Annotated in this window: 1 protein-coding gene (cut by a window edge); it reads right to left on the reverse strand. The window is 70.5% G+C overall.

Annotation, left to right across the window (positions count from 1 at the left end; all coding sequences use genetic code 11):
- Positions 1-26,074, reverse strand: partial view of a hypothetical protein gene (locus ABZV94_RS10480; RefSeq protein ID WP_356339348.1) — the 3' portion only. 2,957 nt of this gene lie beyond the right edge of the window; 26,074 of the gene's 29,031 nt are visible here — the last part of the coding sequence; the start codon falls outside the window, past its right edge; it ends in the stop codon at positions 1-3.

Genomic DNA, 26,074 nt, shown 5'->3' on the forward strand with positions numbered 1-26,074 from the left:
TCAGCCGTAGGCCCCAGCCATCTTGGTCACGTCAAGCGCATCCTGGACAGCGGTCTGGAGCGCGATGTACCGCTGACGCATCTCTGGTGCCAGGGAAGGAACAGTGGGGCGGCGCACAAGCGTCCTCCTGATCCTCTGCAGCAGTTGCTCCAACTCCTGCACCAGCTCCGGCGACTGCCGCTCGAGCACGCCGGATCGCATGGCGCGGCTGCCGAGCTCTCTCAGTTGGTGCGGGGACAGCAGGGGTGTCCGGGCACCCTCTCGCTGGGGGACATCAAGACCTTGTGCCGTCGCGAGGACGTTCTTCACCGCGACCACCAGTGGATGTGAGAGCGCACGTGCTGCGGACTCGGGGAGTATCTCCCCCTCAGGATCGTTCTCCAGGTACTCCGCGCGCTCATAGGCCCGCCTGGACAGCTCGGCGATGTCCTGGACCAGCGTAGCCACCTCGTCGTCGCTCACCGGCCTCATCCCACCGCTCAAATGCCGCATTTCCAGCAGAACGAGCTGTCTCCTCGAGGCGTTGGCGGTGTCCAGGGGATAGTCACGCATACCCACCGCGCCCTGCTGGCTCACTTCCGTACCGTCCACGGCCGCGCCCACGATGCCGGACATCAGATAGTCCCGGACCGTCGTACCATCCGCCATGATTTGTTCATCCAGCACGTTTTCCGGCTCATCGGTCGACGTCTCGCCGCTGTGCATGTCGAGCGTGTGCTGGAGCGCCCTGGCGAACGCGGATGAATACCAGGCGGCCCGCTTCTTGAGGAACCTTTGGACCGGCACCGGAAGCGTTCGCCACACATCGCTCATCGAGACGCGGGACGCGACCGGAATCAAGTTCTTGATCAGCGTCTTGGAGAAGATCCGGCCGAACAGCGGGTTCGCGGCGACATGGCTGAACAGCAGCCATGCGTGCCCGTGGATCTCCCCCACTCCGGTGACGTCACCCATGACGAGCAGGTGCTGCTCGTCGATGTCCTCGCGGCGCAGGAGGTCGCGTGCGTAGTCCAGGGTCACTTGGTCGGCGAACGCCCTGCCCACAACCAAGGTCTTGGCGGGCGTTGGCCTGACGGAACGTTGTTGTGCCAGGTCCATCAGGTCGGTGACACCACCGACCGGTACTCCGACGGTCACCTGTGTGTAGGTGGGATGCCCGGCACCGGCCGGCGACGGTTGGACCACGGCCGTTCGCCCCAACGGCCTGACCTGCCAGCCCGGCTCGGAGGCCAGGAGGGAGGCGAGCTCGACAGGCCGGCCCGCGGCGTCCGTGCCTGCCAAGAGCTCACGAACACGACGATGGACAGCCAGGCCGTCCGTGATGGACAGGCGCGACTCACCGGGCAGTACGGCGAGCGGCGGAAGCACGATCTCCGGGATGGTGAGGTGTTCCTCTTCCCCCTCACCGGACTCCCGGACGGCCTGCCCGGGAGACGGGTAGAGGACACCGTCGCTGCCTCTGCCGAAAGCGCGCCGCTCCGTGAGGAGCTTGACTCCACTCGTATGGATGGCCAGAAGCCTGCCCATGTGCGGCCTCTCGTCGAACAGGAGAGGATGCAGGTCCTCGGTCTCCCATCCCAGCGCACCGTACTGACGGCTCAGCGCCGGGTCGACGAGCACATACGGAAGGAAGGAGGACGCTGAGAGGCCGTCAGTGGCGGCGGGGACCACCCGAGCCGATGGGTCCACGACCACGGCCCGTGCATCGGCCGGAGCGATGGTCGGAGGGCGGTCCGTGATCTCGCTGCCCGGGGAGCGCGTGAGGTCCACCCAGGCGACCGCCGCTTCGGCGTCCGGTCCGCTGCCCGGCAACGCGTACGCCGCCCAGGCGTGGCCCTGGCCGGACGGGCGTCGGGCGAGCACGAAGGCGGCACTGCCCGGCCCCGCCGCGACGACCGCTTGCCGCACGGCGTCCCATGAGCCGACGGCCGCCCACCCCGGTCCCGCCGCCAGCCGGCTTTCCTGGCGACGTACGTCCAGCACACTGTCGTCCACGACACCGGCCGGTCTGACCCCCTGAGGGAACATCCGGTCCCGCAACGCGTACAGCAGGGTCAGGCATGTCTGCACGGAAAGCTCGGAAGGTCCTTCAGTGGCCTCGGCAGACCTCGCTGGCTGTCCCCCGTACTGCTCCGCGTGTGCCTGCCGGGCCTCGCGCACGACGTCCGTCAAACCGGCACGGTCCAGTACACGCACACGGTGCTCGCCGAGAAGCGAGGCCCGGGGTGTGCCGTCTGCCGTCCGGTCCGGCGCCGCGCCGTGTGCCTCCCCGGCCGCCCGCCCGGGTGCGGCGTGCTCCGGTGCGGGGACCGCACCGTGGGACCGGGCGACTTCCTCGGTTGATCCGTCGGTGTTCCAGGCGAGCATGACGCCATCGTGCGCGTCCGGATCCTCGGGCGTTACGTGCAGGCCGTCCTCAGCCGCCCGCAGTTCGTACGACACCAGGTCGTCGCCCTCCCGCGCGATCAGCTCGGTGAACGTGTGCCCGGGATCGGCCGGGGGTTCGATGCGTCCCGTGGCACGGCGCAGCACATGGCCGGTCTGCACGTGGACGTAATCCTCGCCGTGACCCACCCAGCCGTACGGCGTCAGAACCGTGCCCTCGGGGGTCTTGATCTGCCCCGCCCGGCTCACCTCGTACACGTGCGGCGGGGCCCCCTCGGACAGTCCCGGGCGCACCAGGCGGTACTCCTCGCGCGACTGTGGACGTCTTGCGGCAACGGCAGCAGACGTCTGCGGGTGCCGCACCGCAGAGGTGAGCGGCTCGCGAGGCTCCGGGCGTGTCCCGTTGTCGGCCGGGTCGTGGGTGTGCGGTCGCGGTGGCCTGGCGTGGGGAGCGAAGGTTTCGGCGATCTGACGGAGGTGGTCGGAGGTCAGCGCCATAGACCTCCGCATGGTCTCGCGGGTGAAGGGTCCCATGAGGCTGGCCTGACCCGGCTCCGTCTCCTGCGGCCGGCGGCCCCCGGGGGTGAGAAGCGCCTCCGGCGGAGCCTGATCGTCCCACACGCCCAGGCCGTGCACGATCTCGTGCACGTAGGCGCCGGGGTGGACTCCAGTGAACCACGTGTTCTGCACCATCTCACGTCGTCCGGGAAGGCCGGAACGCACGGTCACCACGGTGTGGGCGCGTGCGGGGTCGTCGGTGAACTCCACGTCGACGCGCAGCACGGGCCCGGGTCCGTCGGTGAGCGCCGGCACCGGGAGGCGGTGGCCGGCGTCGTTGACCATGCCGTCCAGTCCCCGTCGCACGGCCAGCTTGAAAGCTTCCAGCGTGTCGGGGTCGACGTCGTCGGACGGCCGGAGGTGGAGCCGCTGTGTCATCCGCAGTTCGCCGTCGCCGTCACCGGCCTGCCACTCCCACGAGTAGTTCACCCGCGTACGCTCGCCCGCCCAGCGCGTGTCACGCGGAGTGCCGTCTTCGTTCCGGGCGTACACCATCCCCCTTCGGAAGGGGATCCACCGCTCTGCCCGCACCTCCCCCGACGACACGGTCGCCGCGGGCTCACGCGTGGCGGCCGTCTTTGCCGTGGCCGACGGGGGCGCACCGGACGGCCGGTGGTCTGCCGAGTTCCCGCCCCCGTCGCGGTAGTCGACGGCAGGCGGGACGGGGCCACGGGAAATCGGTGCCGTGTACTCGACGTACACCACGGCGCTGCGCAGACGGTGGCGGTCGTGCCCGGCCGATGTCACGAGGTTTCGATCCGCCGCCGAGCCCGCGCTCTCCACGGTGACGTCGAAGTCGGAAGGGCTGAGCCCGCTTGCCCGGGTCCCGAGGCGAGCGACTTCGCCAAGAATCCGGTCCATGACGAAGGACGCGGTGGCCTCGGCACGGAGCCGCCCTGTCCGCTCCGCGCGGCCGCCCGACAGGACGTTCCCGTTGCCATGCCCCACCACGCGCACGCGCACACGCCCGATGGAACCGTCGCGACGACCGGTCGCAGCACCGAGCACGACGCGTTCCGCCAGGTCGGCGAGATCACGCATGGCAGACCGTGACAGTGACTTGCCGCCTTCCTCGAACGACACCACCGTGCTGTGGGGGACAGTTCTCGGATCGAGCGTCCGCCGGTCGGTCCCCCATCGGACGGACCGGCTGCTGCTGTCCCACGTACCCGTCAGTCCGGTGCTCCGGTCCAGGACACGCACGAAAGCCTGCGGCTCCATGCGCTCGACAAAGACGACCTCCTCCTCTCCGGTCAGCGACGGCAGTCCCTGCCGCTCCAGAGTCGCATTGACATCGACGCCGGTGGGGTCGGAGTTCCTCCAGGGCTGGATCTCGTACCTGTACCTCCGTTGCATGAACCACAGCTGGGAGTCCCGGGTCGTCGCGATGAACTGGGAGTCCGCGTTCTGAGTCACCCAGTCGCGTGTGCTGATCACGTTGTCGGGATCCCGGGAAACGAAGCCGGAAGTGAAGACCTGCTCCGGCGACACCGATGAGAAATGCCAGAGACTTTCCCCGGGCCGGCTTTCCACCAGTCTTCTGCGATCCGCCGACTGAATGAAGTCGTAATTGACTGCGGGCGCGGTTTCCGGGTCCTCCGGACGCGACACGGCGTCCGCTGCTGTGACAGGTACGCCGTCTCCCGCACCGTCCGCAGCGGCGACTTCGGTGAAGGATGGCACGGGTGGGACGGTTCCACGCCGAAGGATCGCTGTTCCGTTCTCAGCCACAGGGCCGTCGGCCGTGCGCGTGCGCTCGGAGGAGTCGTCGGCAACCGTCAGGGAGGACATGGACTCCCCGTGCTCGCTTCGCCACCAGCGGTTCACGAGGAGGTCCAAACCGCCGGCGGGTGAGGCGCTGTCCGGCGTTTCATAGCTGGTGAGCGCATCGTGCAGGGCTCTGGCCTGGCGGTCTGCCGCGACAGCGTCCGACAAGTTCTCGCGTGTGAGGCGGTCGACGTTGCTGAGTTGAGCGGCGATCTGCTGGACTCGGTCCTCCAGTGACTTCCGCAGTCCGGTCGACATGGACGAGTCGGTATTGGCCATGCGGACATGTGGTCCCGACCGGGGGTGCTGCGCAGCGGTGGCGGTGTGGTTGTCGCCGGTGGCCTGCTCGGTGCTCTTGTGCACGACCGGAGTGACTTCGACGCCCAGGCGGTCGCTCATCTCCCGTGCCACGTGGGTGAGCCAGGTCTGCACCTCGGCAGCCTTGAGGTGAGGACGGACCTTGTCGCTCATGTACCGCCCGGACTTGTCGCTGACCTCCCAGCGCTCGGTCGTCTTCTGATAGGTGAGCTCTCCGCTGACGCGTGCGGGGCGGACGCGTGTGGTGCCCGTTTCGGTGTCGAACCCGACGGAGATGGTCGGGTGGCCCTGGTTGTCGAGGTCCTTCTTGAGCTGCTCAATGGTCAGATCGGGATACTTCTCCCGCATCGCCTGGTGGAGCCGACTGATCTCCTCCTCTGTGGCGACGGTGAGGAGCAGGTCACTGCCGAGGAGGATCTTTCCGTCCTCGTCGACGGTGAAGTGCCAGATGGCGTCGGTGCGTTCGAGAAGCTTCGGTTTGAAGTCCTCCAGCGGGTACCACAGAGGGTTGAGCCGTACATGGCCCTGGTCGTCGCGCTCCCGGTCCTTGACCTTCTTCGGACCGGCGAGAGGGCCGTACCTCTCGTCCATGTGGGGGGTGCCGGTGTTCGCGACATATGCGTCAGGGGCAACGCGCGGGCGGTCGGTCCGCTGCGCGTCGGCACCGGAACCGGGCGCCGTGCCCGTCTTCTCGACCGCGGTCGATGCCTCGGCGCCAGCGGTGACGTTCGCCGTGTCGGCGTGTTCGGCCGTCAGGGCAACCGCGTCGCGGGCCTCGATGTGGTTCTTTGTGCCCTCCCCGGCGGTGGAGTCCTCCCCCGCGTGCCAGGACAGCACCGTCCCGGCACCCACTTCGGGGTCCGCCGGAACCACGTGCAGGCCGTCATCGGCCGCCCGCAGTTCGTACGGCACCAGATCATCGCCCTGCCGGACGACCAGCTCGGTGAACCTGTCGTCATGCTCGGCCGGCTGCCAAAGGCGCTCGATGCGCCCTGTGGCACCGCGCAGTACATGGCCGCTCGGCAGGTGGGCGTAATCCTCGCCGTGACCCACCCAGCCGTACGGGGGCAGAACCTCGCCGTCCGGGGTCTTGACGTGCCCGGTCCGGCTCACCTCGTACACGTGCGGCGGGGCCCCGTCGGCCCACGCGGGGCGCACCAGGCTGTACCCCCCGGGCGCCTCCGTTCGCCCCTCCCCTTCCGGCCGCAGCCGGGCAGGCGTGACCGCTGACGGACCGTGGTCGTCCGCACGCGGCCCGTCGGCGGAGACAGAGGGCTGCGACGTCGTACGCGGCCGGGCCAGGAGGTATTCCGTGCCGCGCCGGTAGAGGACGGCTACGCGGCCGGGGACCGCGTTGGCGGGGGTGTGGGGGACGGAGGTGCCGTCCTCAGCGACCACGGTGAGGACGGCGCGGTAGGAGGCCGCGGCCAGTTCGACTGCGGCGTGCTCGTTGTCGGCGTCCCACTGCCGGGCCGTGTGGAGCTGGGTGCGTATCAGGGCCCGCTCCTGCGCTTCGGTGAGGTCGATGTGGTCGGGGAGCAGGTCGCCGGTGTCCTGGAAGCGGGAGTCGGTGGCGCGGTCCAGGACGACTCCGGCGCGGACGAGTTCACCCCGGGTGAAGGGCACGCCGCGGTCCAGGTGCGCGGAGGCGGGCAGGGGATGGGCCTGAACGATGGCGACCGGTTCGCGCGCGCGGTCGAGCGAGGTCAGGCGCGGCTCGGTCGGCGCGGTGTCGCCCGGCTCCCGGTGGAAGGCGGCGGCGAGGGCGTCCCAGAAGCCGTTGCCCGCACTATCGCCGGAGGGTTCACGCAGGTCGTGGACGGTGCCGTCGGGGGCGGTGAGCGTGCCGCGACCGGTGACGCGGAAGCGGTCGGTGACGGCGGCGGACGTGATGTCGGCCCACGGGAGGGAGGCGTGCGCCGGGCGGGGCCGGGCTGGGCCGGCGGGCGGTACGGCCGGGGCCGGCCGAGACGGGGCGGACGGCCCGGTCGAAGGACCTGCCTCGGCGGACGGGTCGTGCACGGCTGCCTCGCGCGCGAACGATCCGGCGGCATCGCTCTCGGCCGGCACCGGCCGGGCGTCTTCCGCCGCTGCCAGGGCCGTCTCGGGAACCGCCGACTGGAAGTGGCGGTCCGCGAGGAAGAGCACGACGTGCGGCGTCCGCTCCCGCGCGACGGCGGTCCCCTCGCCTGTGGCGTCGGGCCGGACGGGCGGCTCGAAGTCCAGGAAGCGGCCGTCCTCGTGGACCACGGTCACCCGTACGCCGAGGGCGCGGGCGGCGAGCGCGGGCAGCAGGTCGGCGGCGCCGTGGTCCCAGGTGGCCGGGTCCTCCGCAGCCGGGTCCCGTCGCAGCTGGAGCGCGGCCAGGCGCGCGCGCTCGGCGGCGGACGGTTCGTGGTGCAGGGGCAGATGGCCGGTGTCCTCGAACTCCCGCAGTTCCGGGGATCCGGCGGGCAGCACGCTTCCGGCGTCGCGCAGCTCGGCGGGGGTGAAGGTGTCCGTGGTGTCCGGGGCGACGAACGCGAACAGGTCGGCGTCCTCGGTGCCGTCCAGGCGCGCGGCAAGGACCTCGCGCAGCCGCCGCGCCGTGTACGGCGGACCGGCCAGCGGCACGCGACCCTCCGAGGCACCGGGAGCGAGGTGGCTCAGCCCGTCGGCGAGGGCGTGGTAGAAGGAGCCGCCGTCGCGGGGTACGTCGCGCAGGGTGTGGCCCGTTCCGTCAGGGGCGACAAGCGTGCCCTTCCCGACGGTGTAGCCGGCGGGCCGGGCCGCCTTCTCCGCGTCGGCCCCTGTGAAGTTGACGGCCGGCGGCTCGGGGACGCCGTCGCGCTCTACGGCGGAGAGGCGGTACCAGCGGGTGAGCCGGTCGGTGGCGGCGCGGACGCGGTGGAACTCCGCCGCGGCCCGGTCGGCCGCCTCCCGCCTGTTCGTGAGGCCGGACCACGCCTGATGCAGCTCCCGACGGGTCGCGCGGTGGCGCGCGGTCGCCTCGCGCAGCCGCTGCCGCGCGGCCTCGTCACCGCCCGCTCCGTCCCGCGCCTGGGTGAGTTCCCTCTTGGCGGCGCTGCGATCGTGGTGTGCCCGCGTATAGGCTGCCCGGATGTCCGGCACGGTGCGGCGCAGCTTCCAGTATTCCTTGTCCGCGTCCACCCAGGCGGTGCCGGCCGCGGTGACCTTGGACCAGGCGTCGGCCACCTTCTGCGGGAAATCCTCATCGGTGACCAGACCCAGATCTCGGGCGACGTCCTCCCGGACCCAGGCGATGACCTGCGTCTCGGCGGAGACCGCCTGGGGACCGGGACGGTTCGGGCCGAACGGGCCGAGGTGCTCGCGCATCCAGTCGGCGGCCGCGTTGTCCCGGAAACTGCGTTCCACCTCGGCGACGCCGACCCAGCTGGTGGGGATGGCGAAGAGGAAGGCGCGAGTGGTCTTCGGTTTCAGCGTCGTCTGGGTGGCAGTGGTGCCCGCGTTCCGCATCGCGTCGCCGTCGGCCGCTGCGGACTCGGACGCGTGCGCGGACGGGACGGCCATGCCGGCGCCGTTCGTGTCGAGGAAGGGGCCGCCGCCGACGATCGGCTCATATGCGCCGGAACGGCTGGCCGAGGCGTCGGTGCCGGTGGTGAGTCGCTCGGAGGCGGACATGGTGGCACTGGGGAGGACGGCCAGCAGCCGGGCACCGGTCAGGTCGGGCCGCGAGTGGAGCCGGTATTCGCTCTGAGCGCCGTTGACGAAGCCGTCCCCCGTGAGCCCCGCCACCCGCAAGCCCTCGGTGGTGGTGCTGTCCTCGAAGAACGCCGCGAGCGCCCCGTTGGAGGTGCCGTCGTGCAGGGCGAGCGCGGGTGCGGTTCCCGGGCGGGTCAGCGAGGTCTGGCGGGCCTTGTCGAGCGCTTCGTCGAGGCTGGGGCCGGTCAGGTCCGTCTGTCCGGTGCGTGGCCCGACCGACGCGCCGTAGGCCCGTGCGAGGGCGATCTCAGCGGCGGCCCGGACGGCGTCCAGGCCGACGATGCGGCGGACGTCGAAGCCGATCGGCGGCATGCGGAAGGGCGCTCCGGTTCCGTCCGGCCCGGCGACGCGCCAGCTCTCGATCCGCGCGCGCAACGCCTCACGCTGTTCCCGCAGGCCGCCCGCTTCCGGCTCCCAGACGGTGACGGCTCGCGGCGGGGCGACAACCTTCGGAACGCCCAGCGGGTCGGCGTCGGCCGACGGCTCCTCACCGGTCCGCGGCTCCTGGGGAACCGTGAGGCTGAGCGGCAGGTGCTCGCGCAGCGTCCCAACAGGCCCTTCCATCCTTACGCGTTCGCCGTCACCGAGATCGAGGGTGAGCCGCAGTCGGTAGGCGGTGCGGTACTCGGCGTGCGGTTCGTCCGTCTCCACCGCGTGGCCCCGCACCCGCGTCACCGTCCGGGACTGCGCGACCTGCTGCGCGCTGGTGCCGCTTTCCGCGAAATTGGGGCCGGCCGCGCGGGCGACCGCGTTGTGGACCCGTACGCCCTCGCCGACGTTGATACCCGCCGTCCTGAAGCGGATGTCCGCTGCGCTCGCGTCAGCCGTCTCGGCGGCCTGGTGTCCCTCCTTGATGGTCAGGCCGTATCCGAGTCCGTCGAACTGCGGTGTGTCCGCGAGCAGTTCGACGTGGAGGTGGGCGCTGCGCGTACTGATCCGCAGGGAGTGCCGGCTGAGGGCGCTGATACGGACGCCGGTCGCGCTTCCGCTGGAGGTGAGCTGTTCGCGCAGCGCGCGCAGGGCGCGGGGCCCGGCCATCGCCTGAACCCGGTCGCGGCTGGTGCTGTCGGCGCCGATTTTGCGCAGTCGCTGGTCGAATTCACGCAGCAGGTCGGTGGCGTCCAGGGTGTTGACCGGGTATGAGCCGAACGGGTGGTTCCGCAGCCAGGCCGGCTGTTCCCAGGTGTGCTCCCGGTACCGGGGGACCTCGCCCATCCGGTCACGGAGCAGCCCCATACGGTGCGCGGCCTTCTCCGGCACATGGCCCAGCCAGTCGGCGGAGAAGGTCAGGCGGCGGCCTGCCCACTGGGCGGAAGCGGCCGTCAACAACGAGTACGGGATCGCCATCACCCCGTCGCCGCGGACCGTGCCGAGCAGGTCGTGCTGCGTGTCCGCGACCACCAGGAGCTTGTGGCTGTCGTCGGAGACGCCCAGCTCGTTCGTGACGACACGGCTCACGGCGGCACTCTCCGCCTGCTGCCGGCCCCAGCGTCCGAGCAACCCGTAGGTTCCCGCGACCGTCGGCCCGACCGGATGCGAGTGGGCATACACGCCGGCGACGGCGATGCTGAAGCCACGTGTGGTGGTGACGGCCCCGGAAACCAGCAGATCGCTGCCGAGACCCTGATCGGTGTCCACCCTGACCGGCGCCGAGACCACCCGTGGGTTGAGCACCCGCATGCGGTGCACGACCGTGCCCATCTGGTCGACATAGGCGCCTTTGCCGAACAGACCCGTGATCCGCATCCCGGACGGGCCCGTCAGCACGTCCGCCTGTGCCGACAGGTAGGACGGGTCCATATGGCGCAGCACGGAGTCGTGCGCGAGGGCGCCCTGTTCGGCGAAGTGCCAGGAGCCCCCCGACACCTCCCGCATCACCGCTTCGGCGGCCGCGGTGAGCTCCCGGTGGGCGGCGGCGCCCAGGGGCGCGTGGGGCAGGTCGCCGAACGGGCCCAGCCCGCGCGCCTCGCCGCCGCTGTCCCCGGTGCCGAGCGCGAGATCCTGCGCCTGTGCCGGAGTGAGCACCTCCACCTGGGTTGCCGTCGGCCGGGGAACGTCCTCGGCGCGTCCGGTCGCGGCCGGGCTGTGCTCGGCCGGCACGGCCAGCAGCACCCGCCCGGTCAGCGGAGTGCCCGCGTCGCCCCCGATGAGGTCGATGCTCCGTTCACGCCGTACGAAGAGCGGGGTGCCTAGCAGTCCCAGGGACGCGAGCCGCCACAGGTGGCGGGGACGCCAGAAGCCGCCCGTGGAGACGGTCAGTTCCAGCCGGTAGCTGTACAGATGGGAGTGGGACGTGCCGCTGCTGACGGTCTCCGCCGAGACCGTGGCACCGAAGCCGGTCCGTCGGGCCGTCTGTCCCGCCCACCGGAGACCGACCTGGACCGTGCCGCTGTTGTTCGGCGCGCCCACCTTGTCCTTGGCAGCGTCCAGCACCGCGGCCGACACGTCCGCGCCCACGTCGTACCCGCGCACCACGTTCCGGTTGCCGTCGAGGCGTTCGGAGCCCGGCGGGCTGGAACGCACGAGCAGGTCGTTCTGCGTCCCCTCGTACCGGCGGTCCGTCATCCGGCCGTCGATCCACAGCCAGCGCCGGGTACGGCCGAAGGTGCCCGGCACCACGAGAGCAACGCTCACACCGATCGTCAGCAGTGATTCCAGGCTGCCCGCCAGAGCGTGGTGCGACAGTGTGTCCATCACGTTCAGGGTGTTCTGCAGAGCCATCCGGTAATGCTCGGCGTCCTTCCACCGCACGTCGGCGGGATCGCCGAAATCCGCCAGCGGGGCGATCATGCCCGGGTACTCCTGGGCAGCCCGGTGCAGTACCTGCTGCAGCAGTTCCTCCAGCAGCGTCCGGCCGGGCTCCCCCGCGCCGCCGCGCACAAGGTTGCCGTCCTCATGGGTGAACGCCTCGACGCGGGTCAATCCCAGGAGCGCGGGGTCGTCGGCCGGCAGGTACACCGGAGCGGCGGGCTCGTTGTCGTGCCGGCGGCGCAACGTGGTGCCGTCGTCCCAGCCGGCGTGCCGTCGCGCCTCGGTCCGCGTCATCCGGTCCAGGGACCAGGTGGTGAACGCCGTCGCCTCCGCGTCCCCCGTTCTGCGCACGTAGACGCTTTTGCTCACCCGGTACAGATAGGTGGGCACCTTCTTCGCCTGGCCGACGATCTTGCGGCCTCCCGTGCCGCCCGCCACCGCGCTGTGCGTGGTCGTATGGGCGTACCGCCCGGCCAGACCCGCCATCACCCGCAGTCCGGCGTGCATCCCGAAGAACCGGCCGAACGACATGGAGGGTCCCACGGCCGCGTTGAGTTCCTGGGTGTAAGCCTTGCTGAGCGTGCGCTCATTGCGGCTCGCCCGCTGGACGATTCCGCGCAAGTCGGCCGCCGCCGTTCCCGTGACCAGTTCCGCCTCGCCCGGCACCACCCGTTCCACGACGAACGCGCCCAGGGGAGTCCGCCCTCGGTCGTCGGACGTCAACTGCCGCGTGGTGACCGGCCCATGCGCCAGACGGTCGGCGATCCGGTGGAAATTCTCGACGCTGAAGAACCCGGCGATCTCGTCGTAGGCGCTGCTTCCCGGCTCCGCACCCACCCGGCGCAGCGCCCAGTCACGGATCTCGCGGACCGGTCCGTGCCCCTCGGTGTGCACCAGGCGGTAGTCCGCGCGGCGTCCCAGCGTCATCGAGCGCGGCACCCGGTCGGTGTCCGCCACGGACTGCGGGGTGGGCGCCTCGGTCTCCCCGTCCGGCATGCGCACCGCGAGACCGTTGCGCACGCCGAACGAGATGTGTCCCTCACCGTTGAAGAACGCGGTCTGCGGCCGGGCGCCGGGGCGCGGTCCGGCGAGGTGCACGGTGTAGTGGACGCCGCCCAGGTACACATGGGAGGCGTCGCTCCGGCGGGTCTCGGACTGGACCAGCGTCTGATCCAGCATGCCGAAGTCGAAGGTGCGGCTGAAGCCGACGGCGCCGCCGACGCGGGCATAGCCGGCCAGTGGCATACCGGACGGCGGGCCGACGGTGAACCCGGGCGCGAACCTCAGCGACGTCGCCACGGACTTCGCCACACCTGTGGTGGTCTGGCTGCGCTGCGCGCCCTCGAACTTGAACGGCGCCCCGTAACCGTCGGCGAACCTCTCCCAGTCGCCGTGCGGGCGGGTCGTCACGCGCAGCACCCTGGGGCGGCCGCGGTCCTGGAACGGGGACGACTCGTAGCCCTCGCCGTGGAACACCCACGGCGTCTCGCGCAGCGCGCGCTCCAGGTCGGCCATGGCGCGGCGCGCGCCGGGGTCGGGGGAGTTCGCGAGACCCGTGCGCGCGCCGATCTCCCGCAGGACCTGGTCGACCCCGCGCAGGGTCACCAGGGCCTGCCCGTAACTGACGGCGTCGGTCGCCTCTCCGCGGCCCGTCAGGTAGTCCGGCAGCCTGCTCCCGTCGGCGAAGCGGACGTCACCACCGCTCCAGGCCGGCGGCAGCAGGGTGCGGTCCAGACGCGGCGGGCGGTGGACTTCCAGCTCGGCGTCGATGCGGGGCGGGACGGCGGGGGGCCGGACAGCGGGCGAGAGAGCGGAGGACGGCGTGGGGGCCGCTGCGGCCGCGGCGTCGGGAGCCGTACGGGGGCGGTCGCCGCTCAGCGCCGACGACAGCGAGGATCGGTCCGAGTGCGTCGGTCCGGTCTCGAGGTCCCCGCCCTGCACCGTCCGGACCCGCGGGACGTCGTGGCTCGGCGCGGTCCCGGACTGTTCGGCGGACACGGTGATGCCGGTCGTGTCGGAAGACTCCTGACCGTTGCCCTCCGGTCCGGACGGCAGGAACTTGTGCCACGCGCCGCCAGGCGGCAGTTCAGCGCTGGGGAAGGTCTTGCTGTCAGCCGCCCAGACCACCCGGCCGGTGGCCCGGGCGACTTGCTGCGCCGCGTTCCCGCCGGCCTTCCCGGTCGGGTCCGGGGCACCCGCGTCGCACGCGAGCAGCACGATGGAGTGGTCCATCGGCAGGGCCTCCAGGCTCGGCTGCCGCCGCAATCGGCCGCCCGTCACGGCGCCCGTGTAGGTGTGCGCCCCGCTTTCGGAGACCATCTGCAGCGACGTCAGGAATCCGTGACCCATGTGGTAGTAGGGACGTCTTCCTGCCGCGATCTCCTCAGCCCACGGAAGGTCCGCCTCACGGGCCGGGTCCGTCCCGCGCCACGCCCCGTCGTCGATCTTGCTTTCGTGATGGTCGAAGTAGTCCGCGGGCAGGGACATCCGGCCGACCGGCCGGTGGTACACGTCCACCAGGGTGTGGGTGATCAGTTCTGTGGTCAGGGTGACCTCACCGTCCGTGCGCAGCAGGACGTCCGGCTCGGCCGGACTCGACGACGCGGAGGTGGCGTCGGTGGGGTGGCTGAGCACCCACCAGCCTCTTGTCGACGACGCGTCCGACGGGTACTGGGTGAGGAAGCCTGTCGGCCAGTCCGTGCCCGAGATGTAAACGGATACGACCTCCAGCCCGTCCGTCACGGACCAGACCTTGCGGCCGGTCTTCGCGGCCAGCAGACGCGGCAGGTGCAGTCCGCGCGCCCCGCCGTACGGCATGGCCAGCACGATGGGCCGGTCAGAAGGTGTGCGTCCCAGAACGGGGTCCGCCGCCAAGAGGTCCACGAACTGCTCCGGCGACAAGTCCGTGGTCCTCCCACCGGCATCCTGCACGGTGATGTGCTCGTGCGTCCCCCAGGCGAGCACGAAGAAGGGTTCCGGTCCGGTGCCGGTCCATGGAGCGGCATGCGTCTCGCCCAATCCGTACATGGGGGAATGCGCGGGGTCCTCCGGGGGCGCTGCCAGTACCACGCTTTCCGTGTTCAGCGCCTCCAGAGTGTGGACGGACCGCTCGTGGGAGGGGCGGTAGTCCCGCCCGACGACGCCGGCGCGGTCGGTGGAGGGCACGTTCGTGACCAGCATGCCGGTGTCACCGGGCCCCGGGTCGGGGCCGGGAATCCACTGTTTCTGGACGACTTCCGTGGTCAGCCAGAAACGGAGGTCGTGCTCCCTGGCGAACTGCCCGATCTCCGCCTCCAGGGCGAGCGCTCGTTGGTACGAGGCGTCGTCCGAGTAGGTCAGCGAGATCTTGTACACGTCCGACCAGGTGAGGTCCCCGAGGACGCGCGCCGCGAAGTGGGCGTTGACCATCGGTTTCTCCGCCGACAGCCGTCGCAGCAGTTCCCGGTCGGACCGGAAGCCATCGGCCTCGGCGAGCGCCAGGCGCACCGCTTCGGCGGGACCATGTGCGAGCAAGGGGAAGAGAGACGACAGAGTGGCGCGCCGACCGGGGTCGTCGGGGTGCGGGCCGAGCGTATGCAGGACGCGTCCGCGGACACCCTCATTCCAGTGGATGACAACTCCGACCGTGGTGCCGGTGCCGCTGGCCTGCAGGCGGTCGGAGACGAGCGCGGCCGGTACTCCGGTGCCGTACTCGTCCGTCGGACCGGGCCTGGCCGCGACGTCCGCCAGCACCTGGTGCAGCGGCGTCCCCGCTCCGCCGCTCAGGAGGGTGTCGAGCAGCCGCGGGAGCTGGGCGTCGTCGTGCAGCGGCACCTCGCTGACCAGGGTCGTGCCCATGTACAGATAATCATGGGCACGGTCCATGAGGTCGGCGAAGCCTTCGCCCTCGGTCGGGTAGATCCTGCTGATGTCTCGCTTGAACAGACGTTCCCACGCGGTCAGGCGGTCGGCGCTCAAAAAGCTTCGCGCATGGCGTTCGGCCGCGACCAGGTGCCCGGCCTGTTCCTCGTCGACCCTGTCCCACACCTCCCGTTGAGCGAGAGTGGCATACAGGTCGTACTCCTCCTCGGCAGTGCGCAGGAAGTACGCCAGCGGGCTTTCTTCGGACGCGCCGGAACGCGCCGCGTCCGTCCATATCGCGCGCAGGCCCTGCACATTGCCACGGAGCTCGTCGGCCGCCCTCAGGCGGGCCTCACCCGGGGCGGCGAGGGCCTGGGCTATGCGCAGGTCCGCCGCGTCGGGTGTGACGCTTTCGGGCAGCGGCCTGCCGTGCCGCCGTCGCTCGATCTCGTCCGCGATGCGTACGACCTCGCGCCGCAGCGTGTGGGCTTCCTCCTCCACGTCCCGCGTGCCGGGGCCTCGCTGCGCGGACAGCCGCTGTTCCAGCCGCTCGATGCGCTCCTCCCGCGCCGCGCGGCCCGCCTGCAGGTCCGCTGTCGGGTTGCGCAGGAAGGCGGTGAGATCGCCGCTGTCCAATTCCTGGCGGAGTCTTTGGATTTCGTCGGCCAGGTGCCGCACCTCCGCGGAGCGGCTTGGCCCGTTGCCCGGGGTGGCCGCCAGTTGGCGCAGGCGTTTGCGCAGCGCCCTGATCTCCCGGCGCACCTCCCGGTCCCGGACGAACGGGTCGCCGTCGGCGGCGTCCCGGTCGGCGTCTCGCAGCGGCGTGGTCGAGGCCTGCCGTCGCGGTGCGCCGCCATCTTCTGCTCGGGGCGGGAGCACCGGTCCGGTTCCTGTGCCAGAGGGGTCCGCCTCCGGCGCGGGGCGGGCGGCGGAGTCCATCAGCGGTGATACCGGCTCCCCGCTCAGTTCGTGGGGCCTCCGCTCCCGCGCCCGCCCGTGCCGACGATCGCGCTCGGCCTCTTGACGGGCACCGCGGCGGTCGGGCTCGAACCTTCTCCAGCGGCCTCTCTCATCGCCGGGGCCGGCTTCGACCGTCAACTGGATGTTCACCGAGTTGGTCGGCGCATACACCACTCGCCCGGTCTCATTCGCCAGTTGCCGGGCGACGCCGTCCGGGGAACGGTCAGCGCCGGTGGAACAAGAAAGCAGCACGATGGGAGTGCCGGACGCCAACTGGTTGAAACTCGGCCGCCTCTTGAACATTCTGCCGAGTTCGGCACCGCTGACTCTCAGTTTTCCCTCAGGATGTTGTGGCGCATAAAGGGAAACGAGATCGTTCGACCCGTGCGCAGAGAAGAAGTACGGCGTCAATCCCGGGAAGTCACGCCTCCAGGGCACCTCCCAGGGAATATCGTTCACTCGGCTGAGGCGCTTGTCGCCGATGAGAACACCTTGCCGGTACGAGACAGCAGCGGCAAGACCGGGGAAGTAGGATTCTTCGGCCTTCACATCGGACGGACCTCTGCTGTAGCGCCCGATCGGCCGTCCCTGCTCATTCACCAGAGTGACGCTGTGTACGCCCTTGAGGGGGTTCTGCGTCTGAGCATTGTTCTGCAACGTACGCGCGTCGTAGTCGCCGGGGAGGGTCAGAACCCACCAGCCCAAAGGCTTGTCAGGGTTCAGACTCTTCGTACGGCTGATATAGGCAGTACCATCGCGCCGCGTCTCCACATTCAATTCTGCGGTGTAACTCCATACCGCCCGCCCCGTGTGATGGGCGATGAGACGCGGCAATTCCAGTCCACCGGAGCCGCCTTCTGACAAAGCCAGGACCAGAGGAGCTTCCCGGGGGACTCCTTGCTCCTGTCTGAGGAGTGGCAGAGCACCCAGATACTCGGCGAACTTTTCCGCACTGGTTTGCCTCTCACCGCCGTCCGGGGACGCCAGGGTGATGCGTCTGGGAGAACCGTCGGCGAGGATGAACACGGGATCGACCGACGAATGCCACGGGGTCGGCACCCATGTGTTCGTGCGGTCACCGTCGCTTTCCTCGACGTAAAGGATCTGCCATTCAGGTTCCATTCTCTTTACAGATGGACCCTCCCAGCTCCGTTCCGGCCTGAACTCCACGACGAGGGGAGCTCTCCTGGCAGCAGGACGGACGTTCGTGGCCGGCCCGCTCACACGCCCACGGACGGTCTGCTCGGGTTCCCGCCGCCGCCACGCCATCTCGGCCCGCCGGTCACCGCTCGGGCTCCTCCAGGGGCCGGGCGCACTGACGATCACACCCGAATGCTCCGGCCGCCACGTCTCGGCAGGGCGGAGCGACCGGTCCCGGCTGCCCGGGAAGAACCTCCGCAGGGAGTCGGTGAGCCTGTCCATCACGGAGGCCGAGCGGGGTTCGCCGGCCGGAGGCCTCGACTTGGTCAGCCGGCGTCCGCGTTCCTTTCCGCCCACGGCAGAGGCCGACCGGGGTTCGCCGGCCGGAGGCCTCTTGGTGAGCCGGCGTCCGCGTTCCTCGCCGGGCCTCCCGGCTGCGGTGCGCGTGGAGGACTGCTCCCTGGTTCTCTGCGACGGTCCGGCCGTCACGGGGGCCAAGCGACGGCCTCTCCCGGTTCCGGACGGACCCGGCGTCGGCGGCAGGCCCGAGAGCGTCCGGTGGAGTTCCTGGCGGTCCCGGTCCCGGTTGGCGGCCCGGCTGCCGCCGAGCAGGCTCCGGCCGTCCGTCACGGCCGCGTCGAAGTGACGCGCGTGGAGCTGGGACAGCAGGTCCCGCGCCAGCGCCTCGGCAGGGTGAGCGGTCCCGGCGGGGCGGGGCGCGTGCTCCGCAAGAGCGAGGGCTACGAGATCGCCGATCTCGTGGTACCGCTCGGCATAAGCGTCCGTTCCGTCACGGATGATGCCGGGTGCCGGGTACGGCTGTGGCCCCTGGTCCGTCTGCCGGAAGGGCCGTTGCATGATCGAGGCCGCCTCGGCCCACAGTCGCTCCCGGTCCTGAGTGCTCAGAACCTCCAGCAGCCGGCGCGCCCGGTCCAGCCGTTGGGACCATTCCGCATCGCCGAGGATCACTTGGCCGGCACCGTCGTCCCTGCGGGACGGCGGTACGGCCTCGCCCGTGCCGCCGTCGGCGTCAGTCGCCGTCCGCGCAGCACCGGAGGGCGGTTCCGCGAGGCTCCGCGCGGACGGGCCGTCCGCCGCGGCCCGGGCGGTGCCGGGCAGACGGTCGTCCTCACCGGCTCCGTGACGCTCAGGCGCCCGTCCGCCGCCGAGCAGCGCCGCGCCGGCCCGCTGTTGCTGGGCCGCCTCGGCGGCCCTGGCACGGAGTCGGCCGGCGGCCTCCCTGGCCGAGTGCGCCGCGGCGCCGAGTCGCCCCACCCGCTCACGGGAGGCGACCAGCGGCCCGGCGTTCGCGTGGAACTCCAAAGAGGGCGGCCCCGCGATAAACCGCCTGGTGCCCGACTGCTGCCATTGGTAGTCGTTGCCGTGGCGGTTGTCGCTGATGTCGTAGACGACCGTGTCAACGCGCCCGTCCTCCGCCAGCGCGTAGAAGAAGGCGACGCCTCCGCTGCCCTGGTTGAGGTGCGCGTGCAGCGGGTGGTTCAGGGAGAAGCCGCTCTCCTGCACGGCCGTGCCAGTGGCCACACGACGCAGGACGTCCTGCTGCGCGGGGGTGAAGCTCCTCTCGGTCAGGCCGGTTCCCGTCTCGCCCAGGTACCGGACACGACCGCTGAACTCCCACGTGCCCTTCTGGCTCGGCCTGAGTTCCTCCAGACGCGCGGCCCGCTGGTCGAGCAGTTCAGCGGCCTCGAGGGCCAGACGGGCGACCGCAGCGTGCCAGGTCGGGATCACCGCGGACCGTACGCCGGTGTAGACGTCGCTTTCCAGGCCCGCCAGCTCGGCGAACTGGCCGAAGAGACGATCGAAGTCCCGCTGGGGCAGGAAGTCGCCGCGTTCGACGACGGCTTCGGCGGTCGGCAGGTGCTGTGCGAGGAAGGGACCGAACCGGTACCGCTCGGCCTCCTCCGGATTGTCGGCCAGCCACTCCGCGAGGTCCGGCCGGACCGGCAGCAGCGCTCGCAGCGCGGGGTCGGCGGCGAGGCCCTCGAGCGGCCCGTCCCCTTCCTCGCCGGGGTGTACGGGCGGCGCGTCGGCGCCGGGTTGCGTATCGGCGGTGTGAACCGGGCTGCCGGGGCGCTCGACGGCCTTCCCCTTGACGTCCGCTGCCTCCGATGCAGCGCCCTGAACCTGTGCCGGCGCCGTGTCGGCCTCAGGCCGTGCTCCGTCGCCCGTGCCCTCGGCCCGGTCCGGTTCGGTCGCCGGCGTGACGGTCCGGTGCTCCAGTGCCGCCACGGCCTGCGGCAAGGCGTCGGCGTCCGGCGAGACGAGCAGATCACGGAAATGCCGCTCGTTGCTCGCGAGGCGCCTGATGTGGTCCGCGAAGTTCTCGTCCCGCAGGGCCGACTCCTGCCAGGACGGACGGCCCAGGAACTCACGGGCGAACTCGGACCACGACTGCTCCTCGCCGTCCAGGAGGGCGGCGACACCACGACGGCGCAGCACGGCGGCGAGCCGGCCCGCCTCCTCGTCCGACAGGTCTGCGGACGCGACGACCCGCTCGGCGAGTCGCACCGTGGCGTTGACCTGAGTACGAAGGCGTGTGTCCAGGTGGAGGGCCAGACTCGGGTGGCGTACGGCCACCTTCCACAGAGGACTCTCCAGGAGCGCCTCGCGGACGAGCTGGGGCCGGTCGTTGACGGCTTTCACCAGCTCCGGGTGTGCCAGGAGCACGGTGCGCACGGACACGCGGCCGAGAAGTGCAGACACATCCTGCGGACGTCTGGTGATCACCAGGCGGCGGGCCTCCTCGGAGGTAGCCAGCCAAGGGGCGATCTCGACGTGCTCCTCGACGAGGGAGAGCACCGACGGCTGCGTGAGCTTGGCGCGGGCGTCATCCGACTTGGTGGCCGCGAGCGCGTGCACAAACTCGGGTGCCTTGCCGACGGCACGGAGCACCGCGGGGTCGCCGAGGACGACATGCGCGGTGGCGGCGTCGTCGGCGTTACGCAGGATGTGGAGCAGATTCTCGTTGCCCAGGAGGGCACTCCACGACTCCTCGTCCGCGACGAAGTCCTTCCGGTGGACGAGCGACTGAGCCAGATTCGGTACGGAGGAGAGCACCTCGGCGAACCGGGGATTGTGCGCGGTGGCCCGTAGACGCCCCTGCGTGGCCACGACCGCCGCGGTCACCTCCTCGTTTCCCATGTCCAGCAGGAGCCGCGTCAGCTGGCCCGCCCGCGCCAGTTCCTCGACCGTCTCGATCCGCTGGTCGATTGCCTGGGCCACTGCCGGAGATTTCGCGGCGAGCTCGTGCACTTCTCTCAAGCGCGGCATATACCTGATTTTGCCCGCGCGTATAAGAATGGACAGGTAATTCGGGTTGGCGGCGACAGCGTCGGCAGTGGTCTTGTCCGCCAGCTGTCTGCGCATCACCGGGTCGCTGGAGAAGAAGGCATAAGCGCGGTCATGCGTCGCGAGCATGCCCGGCAGGCCAGGCTCTTCCACAATGTAGCGGAGTGTTTCCGGGATCTTCTCGACCGTGGCCACGAGGGAAGGGCGGATCAAAAACAGTTCGAGGACCCCGTCGTGGAACAGAAGCCCCTGGGCGAGGTAGGGGTTGCGCTGCGCTGCGCTGCGCAGCTCGGGGTTGCCGAGAAGCGCTCGGTAGGCGTTCAGACTGGTTTCGGAGAGAGCAGGGCCGTCCTCCTCGAAAAGGGCACGCATCTCGTCGACGGGCGCGTTCCGCTCAAGATACGTCAGGATGCGGCTGACGCTTTCGATCCGGTCGCCGTCGAGGACGTGACCCTCGTCGAGGATGATTTGTTGAGGCGCGGCCTGTGTGATCGCCGAACGAAGCCGGCGCACCTGCTTCTCGTACTCGCTTCTCGGGCCGGTTCCCTCCTCCCATCTCTGTTTCGCCGTGAGCACTCGCTGAACCTGGACATCACTGACCGCTCGGTCCGGTGCGCTGTCCGCCCCGGCCGACAGGAGGTTCTTAAAGTCCGGCCGGGACACCGCCTCCCGCAACAGGGCCGGATGTCCGATGACAGCCCGGGCCAAGGTGCCGTGGACGCCTCCGCCCGACGAGACCCGCGACAGCACGGGGTATAGCTCACCGGAGAGCAGGGCGGTCCAATGGACGGCAGTCATGCCACCGAAAAGAGGCTCCAGACCAATCAGGAAATCACCCTCGGCACGTACGTTGGCGATGATGGCACGGCGTTGCTCGGAGGTGATCCTTTCGGCTATCTGAGGATGCCGGTAGAGCAGTCGGCCCAGAGATCCATTGCCTATGGCGAGGGCTTCCAGGGCGCCTTCAGCCGCTATGAAGGCGTAGTGAGTCGGCGAACTCGCCAGCAGGGCGGGGACGACCGGGACGCTGGTCAGCGCAGCGGCACTCACTTCCAGCTGCGTCTGGTCCCGGACGAGGCTGAAGGCCAGGGCCGGATCCGTGACCATGACCTCGTGCAGGCGAACCTGGGTGTCAGGCATCGCAAGCGACCGGTCGACAGCCTCGCTCAGACGTGCGTAATGCTCGTCCGGAAAGCCGTCGACGAACCAAGCATGGACAGGATAGTGCCGCATCGACGCACGAAGGATGTGCGGCACACTCGCCGCCGAGATGACACCGCGGGCGCGGAGCTGGCTCAAACGGGGGTGGAAGGAGGAACGGTCCTGGAGGTACGCACGCAGCTCGTTTACGCTGGTGAATTCCTCCGGATACTTGCTGATCGCCTCGGAAAGCGCCGGACGCTCCGCCAGCACAGCGGCCACAGTCGCCCACGAGTGCTTTGTGTACGTGAGCAGATCCCGAATAGCCAAACTCGCCCGGAACTGCTCGGGGACGCCGGACATGTCCACCGGCGCATGGCCGCGTTTGGTCGCCCGGAAGGCGCTGACCAGTTGTTCGTCCTGATACCGGTCGTAGAAGGCCGGATCGATGGAGAGAAAGAACGCGACATCGGGATTTTCGACCGCGGCGGTAACCCGACTTTCATCCGTCAGAATTCTGCGCGCGACACTTACGTTGCGTTCCAGAACATGCGTGAGATCCGATGATCGGCTCAGAATCTCTAGAATGCGCCAGTTCCGCTTCATCGCATCCAGGATCTCGGGCGCGGACAGTGCCACGATGAGTTGATCCGGATACTGCCTGAGGCGTGCACGCACCTGATCGGAGAGCACACTCCTGTAGTGCTCGATGTCCGTTGTCAGAGTACTGGTGAGCCACCAAGACGAAAAGAGCGCAGATACCACCGCTATGTCGCTGTTCAGCGAATAGAGACCAGCGACGGGGTCATCCATCTCCGTCAGGGCACGCGCGAGTACGGGACTGTCGTTGAGATACCTTTGCACAGCCATTTCTGGCTGCAGCGCCTCAAGGATGTCCCGGCGCCCGTCCAGGTTGCTCAGCAGCCGGGGTTGCCTGAGCACCATCACCTGTGCCCGGTAGTTGTCCGCGAACATCTCCTGCGTGCTGGGACTAGCCAGCAGAGCGGCCGTCTTCTGGTCCTGGCTGGTGTACCAGTTGGCCGGGGCCGTCGCGAGGAAGCCCAACGTGGCCGACGCGTCGCTGAGCGACTCCAGCAGGGGCGGGTAGAGCGTGATCAGTCTGAGCAGTTCTGGCCGGCTGTCCACCACTGCCTTGACGTGCGGGTGCAGCAACAGCCTCTCGGCCAAGTCCTCGTCCTCGGGTCCCGCCGGGCGCGCGGTGTCCGCGGCCCCTCTGGGGACGGCCGCCGACGGGACGCCCGCCGCGGAAGCCTCCTCCGGTCGCGAGCCGGAGGGCCCGGCGACCTGGGTCTGGGGGAGCTGCTCGCCGGCCGCGGCGGCCTTCTTGGCAGCGGACTTCTTCTTGGCTCCTCCCGGCAAGCCCCTCGCCTCGGCTCGCGCGCCGTTCGCTTGCGCGGCCACCTCCCGCGCGACCGCGTGCGCGGACTCTATGTCACCCCCGTCCTCACCCAGGGCCGCGGCCACACGCAGGAGTCTGGCCCGCTCGGTGGCACGGTGCAGACGGTCGCCTGGCTCCCGGCCGATGACCGGACGGGACCCGACGTGCATGGCGAGGATGGCCCCCGCCCTGTGCAGCACCTCGTTCGAGAACCTCCGGCCGCCGTCCGCCGGGGGCTCTGTCCGCAAGCGCGGGGCCGTGGCGACCGGGGCCTGCGGGTCACGACGCGACGCTTCCGGCACCTCGGCGAACCGGGCCACCACGGCGTGCAGATGTGCGGTGAGCCGTTCGCGCTCCTCGTTCCAGTCCGGGAGCGCGTCCAGGAGTGCGGCCGGACCGGATGCCGGGGAAGGACCGTCGTGGGAGTCCGCCTCCACAGCAGGGGTCCGGACGAAGTCGTCCCAGCTTCGGGCCACCCGCTCGGCGTGCTCCCGGACAACCGGGCCGAGGTGTTCCCGCGGCAGCGTCCCGTCGCCGAGTCCGCGGGCCTCCTCCACCGCCCGCATGTGCAGCATCCAGCCGACGCTGTCGAGGAGACGGCGCCAGGCCGGCTCGTGGAGGGCGTGCCCGTCCGGGTGGAGGCTGCCGGGTCGCCAGGAGGCCAGCGCGTCGGGCGTCAGCAGGCCGTCGACGTGGGCGGTGACGGCGGCTCTCAGGTCACGGTCGACTACCGGCAGTACCTCGTCGATGGCTCTGACCACGGCGTCGTCGCGCGGCACGGCGCTGGCGGCCAGGGCGGCGCGATAACGGTCCGTCAGGTGTGTGACCGCGCCCGCCGCGCCGTCGCGCAGGCCGGCCATCTCCTCGGCGAGGGCACGCGTCCTGTGCGACAGGTGCCCTTCACTCTCGGCCCAGATACGCTCGCGCTCCTGTGCCGTGAGGGGTGCGCTGGTGCGGTCGCCGGCGTCCCGCCGGGAGCGGAACGCCTCGTCGTACAGGCCGGAGAACAGGGCAGCGGTGTGCTCCCGGAGCAGTCGCCTGTCGTTTCCGGTGAGTTCCACGGGAACGGGCCGCTCGGAGGACGCGCCGTAGACCGTCGACAGGCCGAGCCTGCCGAGGGCGGGCTCGATGCGCAGGTAGCGGACGGCCAGAGCGTCCAGGCGGGGCAGCAGAGGGTCGGTCCGCGGAGTTCGGGCCCGGTTCGTGGGGTGGTCGGCGCCCAGGTCCGGCTTCCAGCTGTCCCGTGCACGGGCCCGCCACAGCTCTGCCGCCGGTTGCCGGTGCCGGGGGTTGACGAGCGTGCGCAGCCGGGCGCCCGTCTTGCTGACGATCTCCGCCAGGTTCTTTCCGAAGCCGCGCAACGGGGCCGAGGACGTCGCGGTGTCCGCACGGCTGTCCTCACCGGTTTCGACGCGGGCCCGGGCGGACAGCCAGGCGACCAGATCCTCCTTGCGCCGCTGCCACTCCGCTTCCGCGTACGTGTCGTGGGATTCGCGGGGCGCGGCCGTCGCCGGTTCGAAGAGCTGCTGGTAGACGGTGTCGAACGCGCTGTCCAGGTGCTGCTGGTACTCGTCACGGCGGGCCTCGGGCAGGGAAGAGGCACTGAGAACGGACGCCGCGTACAGCCGGGCGACGAGGACGTGAGTGGTGTGGTGTGCGGCGGCCTCAGGCCGACGCGGAGCCGGCTCGGCCACAAGGGTGCTGTTCCCCTGGGCGGACGGCTCGTCAGGAGGCAGAAGAGTGACGATGTCCTCGCGGACGCGGGCCCGCAGGTCGCCGGTCAGTCCACCGCGAGCTTCCGACCAGCGGGGCATGTGCTCGTCCGGGGCCTCCCACGCGAGGTCGCCGTGGAAGAGGGTGTCGAAGCGGTCGGTGACCCGGCGGGCGTGGTCGTCCGCGAGCTGCCGGATCTCCGCTTCGGTCACGTGTGTACCGGACAGCAGCTCGTTCGTTTCCCGTAGGGCGTCGGCGGCGGCGTGGGCACGGGCGCGCGCCATCGCCAGGTGCAGGGCCGCCGTCCGCTCGGTGAGCTGATCTCCGACAACACGGTGTGCCTGGCCGCTCGGCCAGGTGGCCATCGCGGGGCCGGTGGCGATGCGATGGTCGATGGCCTGGTGTGCCCGCCGGGTGAGGGTGTCCGCTGCCCGGTCGATCTCGGCACGGCTCGCCGCGCGGAGCAACGGCCTGCCGTCCGGGTCCGTCAGCCCGAAGGCGTCGGAGAAGCGCGGTGCGTACTCCGCCACAGCTTGCTGCCAGGATTCGCTCGCCGCTCTGGCCACGAGGCGCTCGGCCGAGGACGCGACGGTTTCCCGGACTCGCCAGGTCTCAACGTACCTGGCTGTCTCCGCGGCACGGTGTCGTGACCCCCTCTCCGACGCCTGGGATCCGAGGGGGATTGCGCTTTCCGCGCTCTCGTGGGCTGTCGCGGTCCCTGCGTCCGCTTCGCCCTGTCGCCGGGGCGGGGCTGCCTCGTGGCGCCAAGGAAGGTCGTTCCGCTCGACGTCGCGGACAGCGGGCAGGGGATCCGGTCGAAGGTGCTCGGCATCGCGCTCCGCTGCGGCGGGCATGCGCAATTCGCCAGGTCCGGCAGCCGGTTGACGGCCGGCCTGTACCTCGCTCGCGCGCGGGGCCGACGTCTGCTGGGGTGTCGTCCAGGTGTCGAGTACCGCTTGTACGCGCTGGTGCTCCGGGGTGCCCGGTTCCAGCCGTGCCAGCCGTCGGCGGAGCGCCTCCTGCTGCAGGGCGTCGGTGTCAGCGGTGGCTGTCTCCGCCCGCAGTACCCAG

The organism is Streptomyces sp. NPDC004658, from assembly GCF_040609555.1.
Classification (GTDB): Bacteria; Actinomycetota; Actinomycetes; order Streptomycetales; family Streptomycetaceae; genus Streptomyces.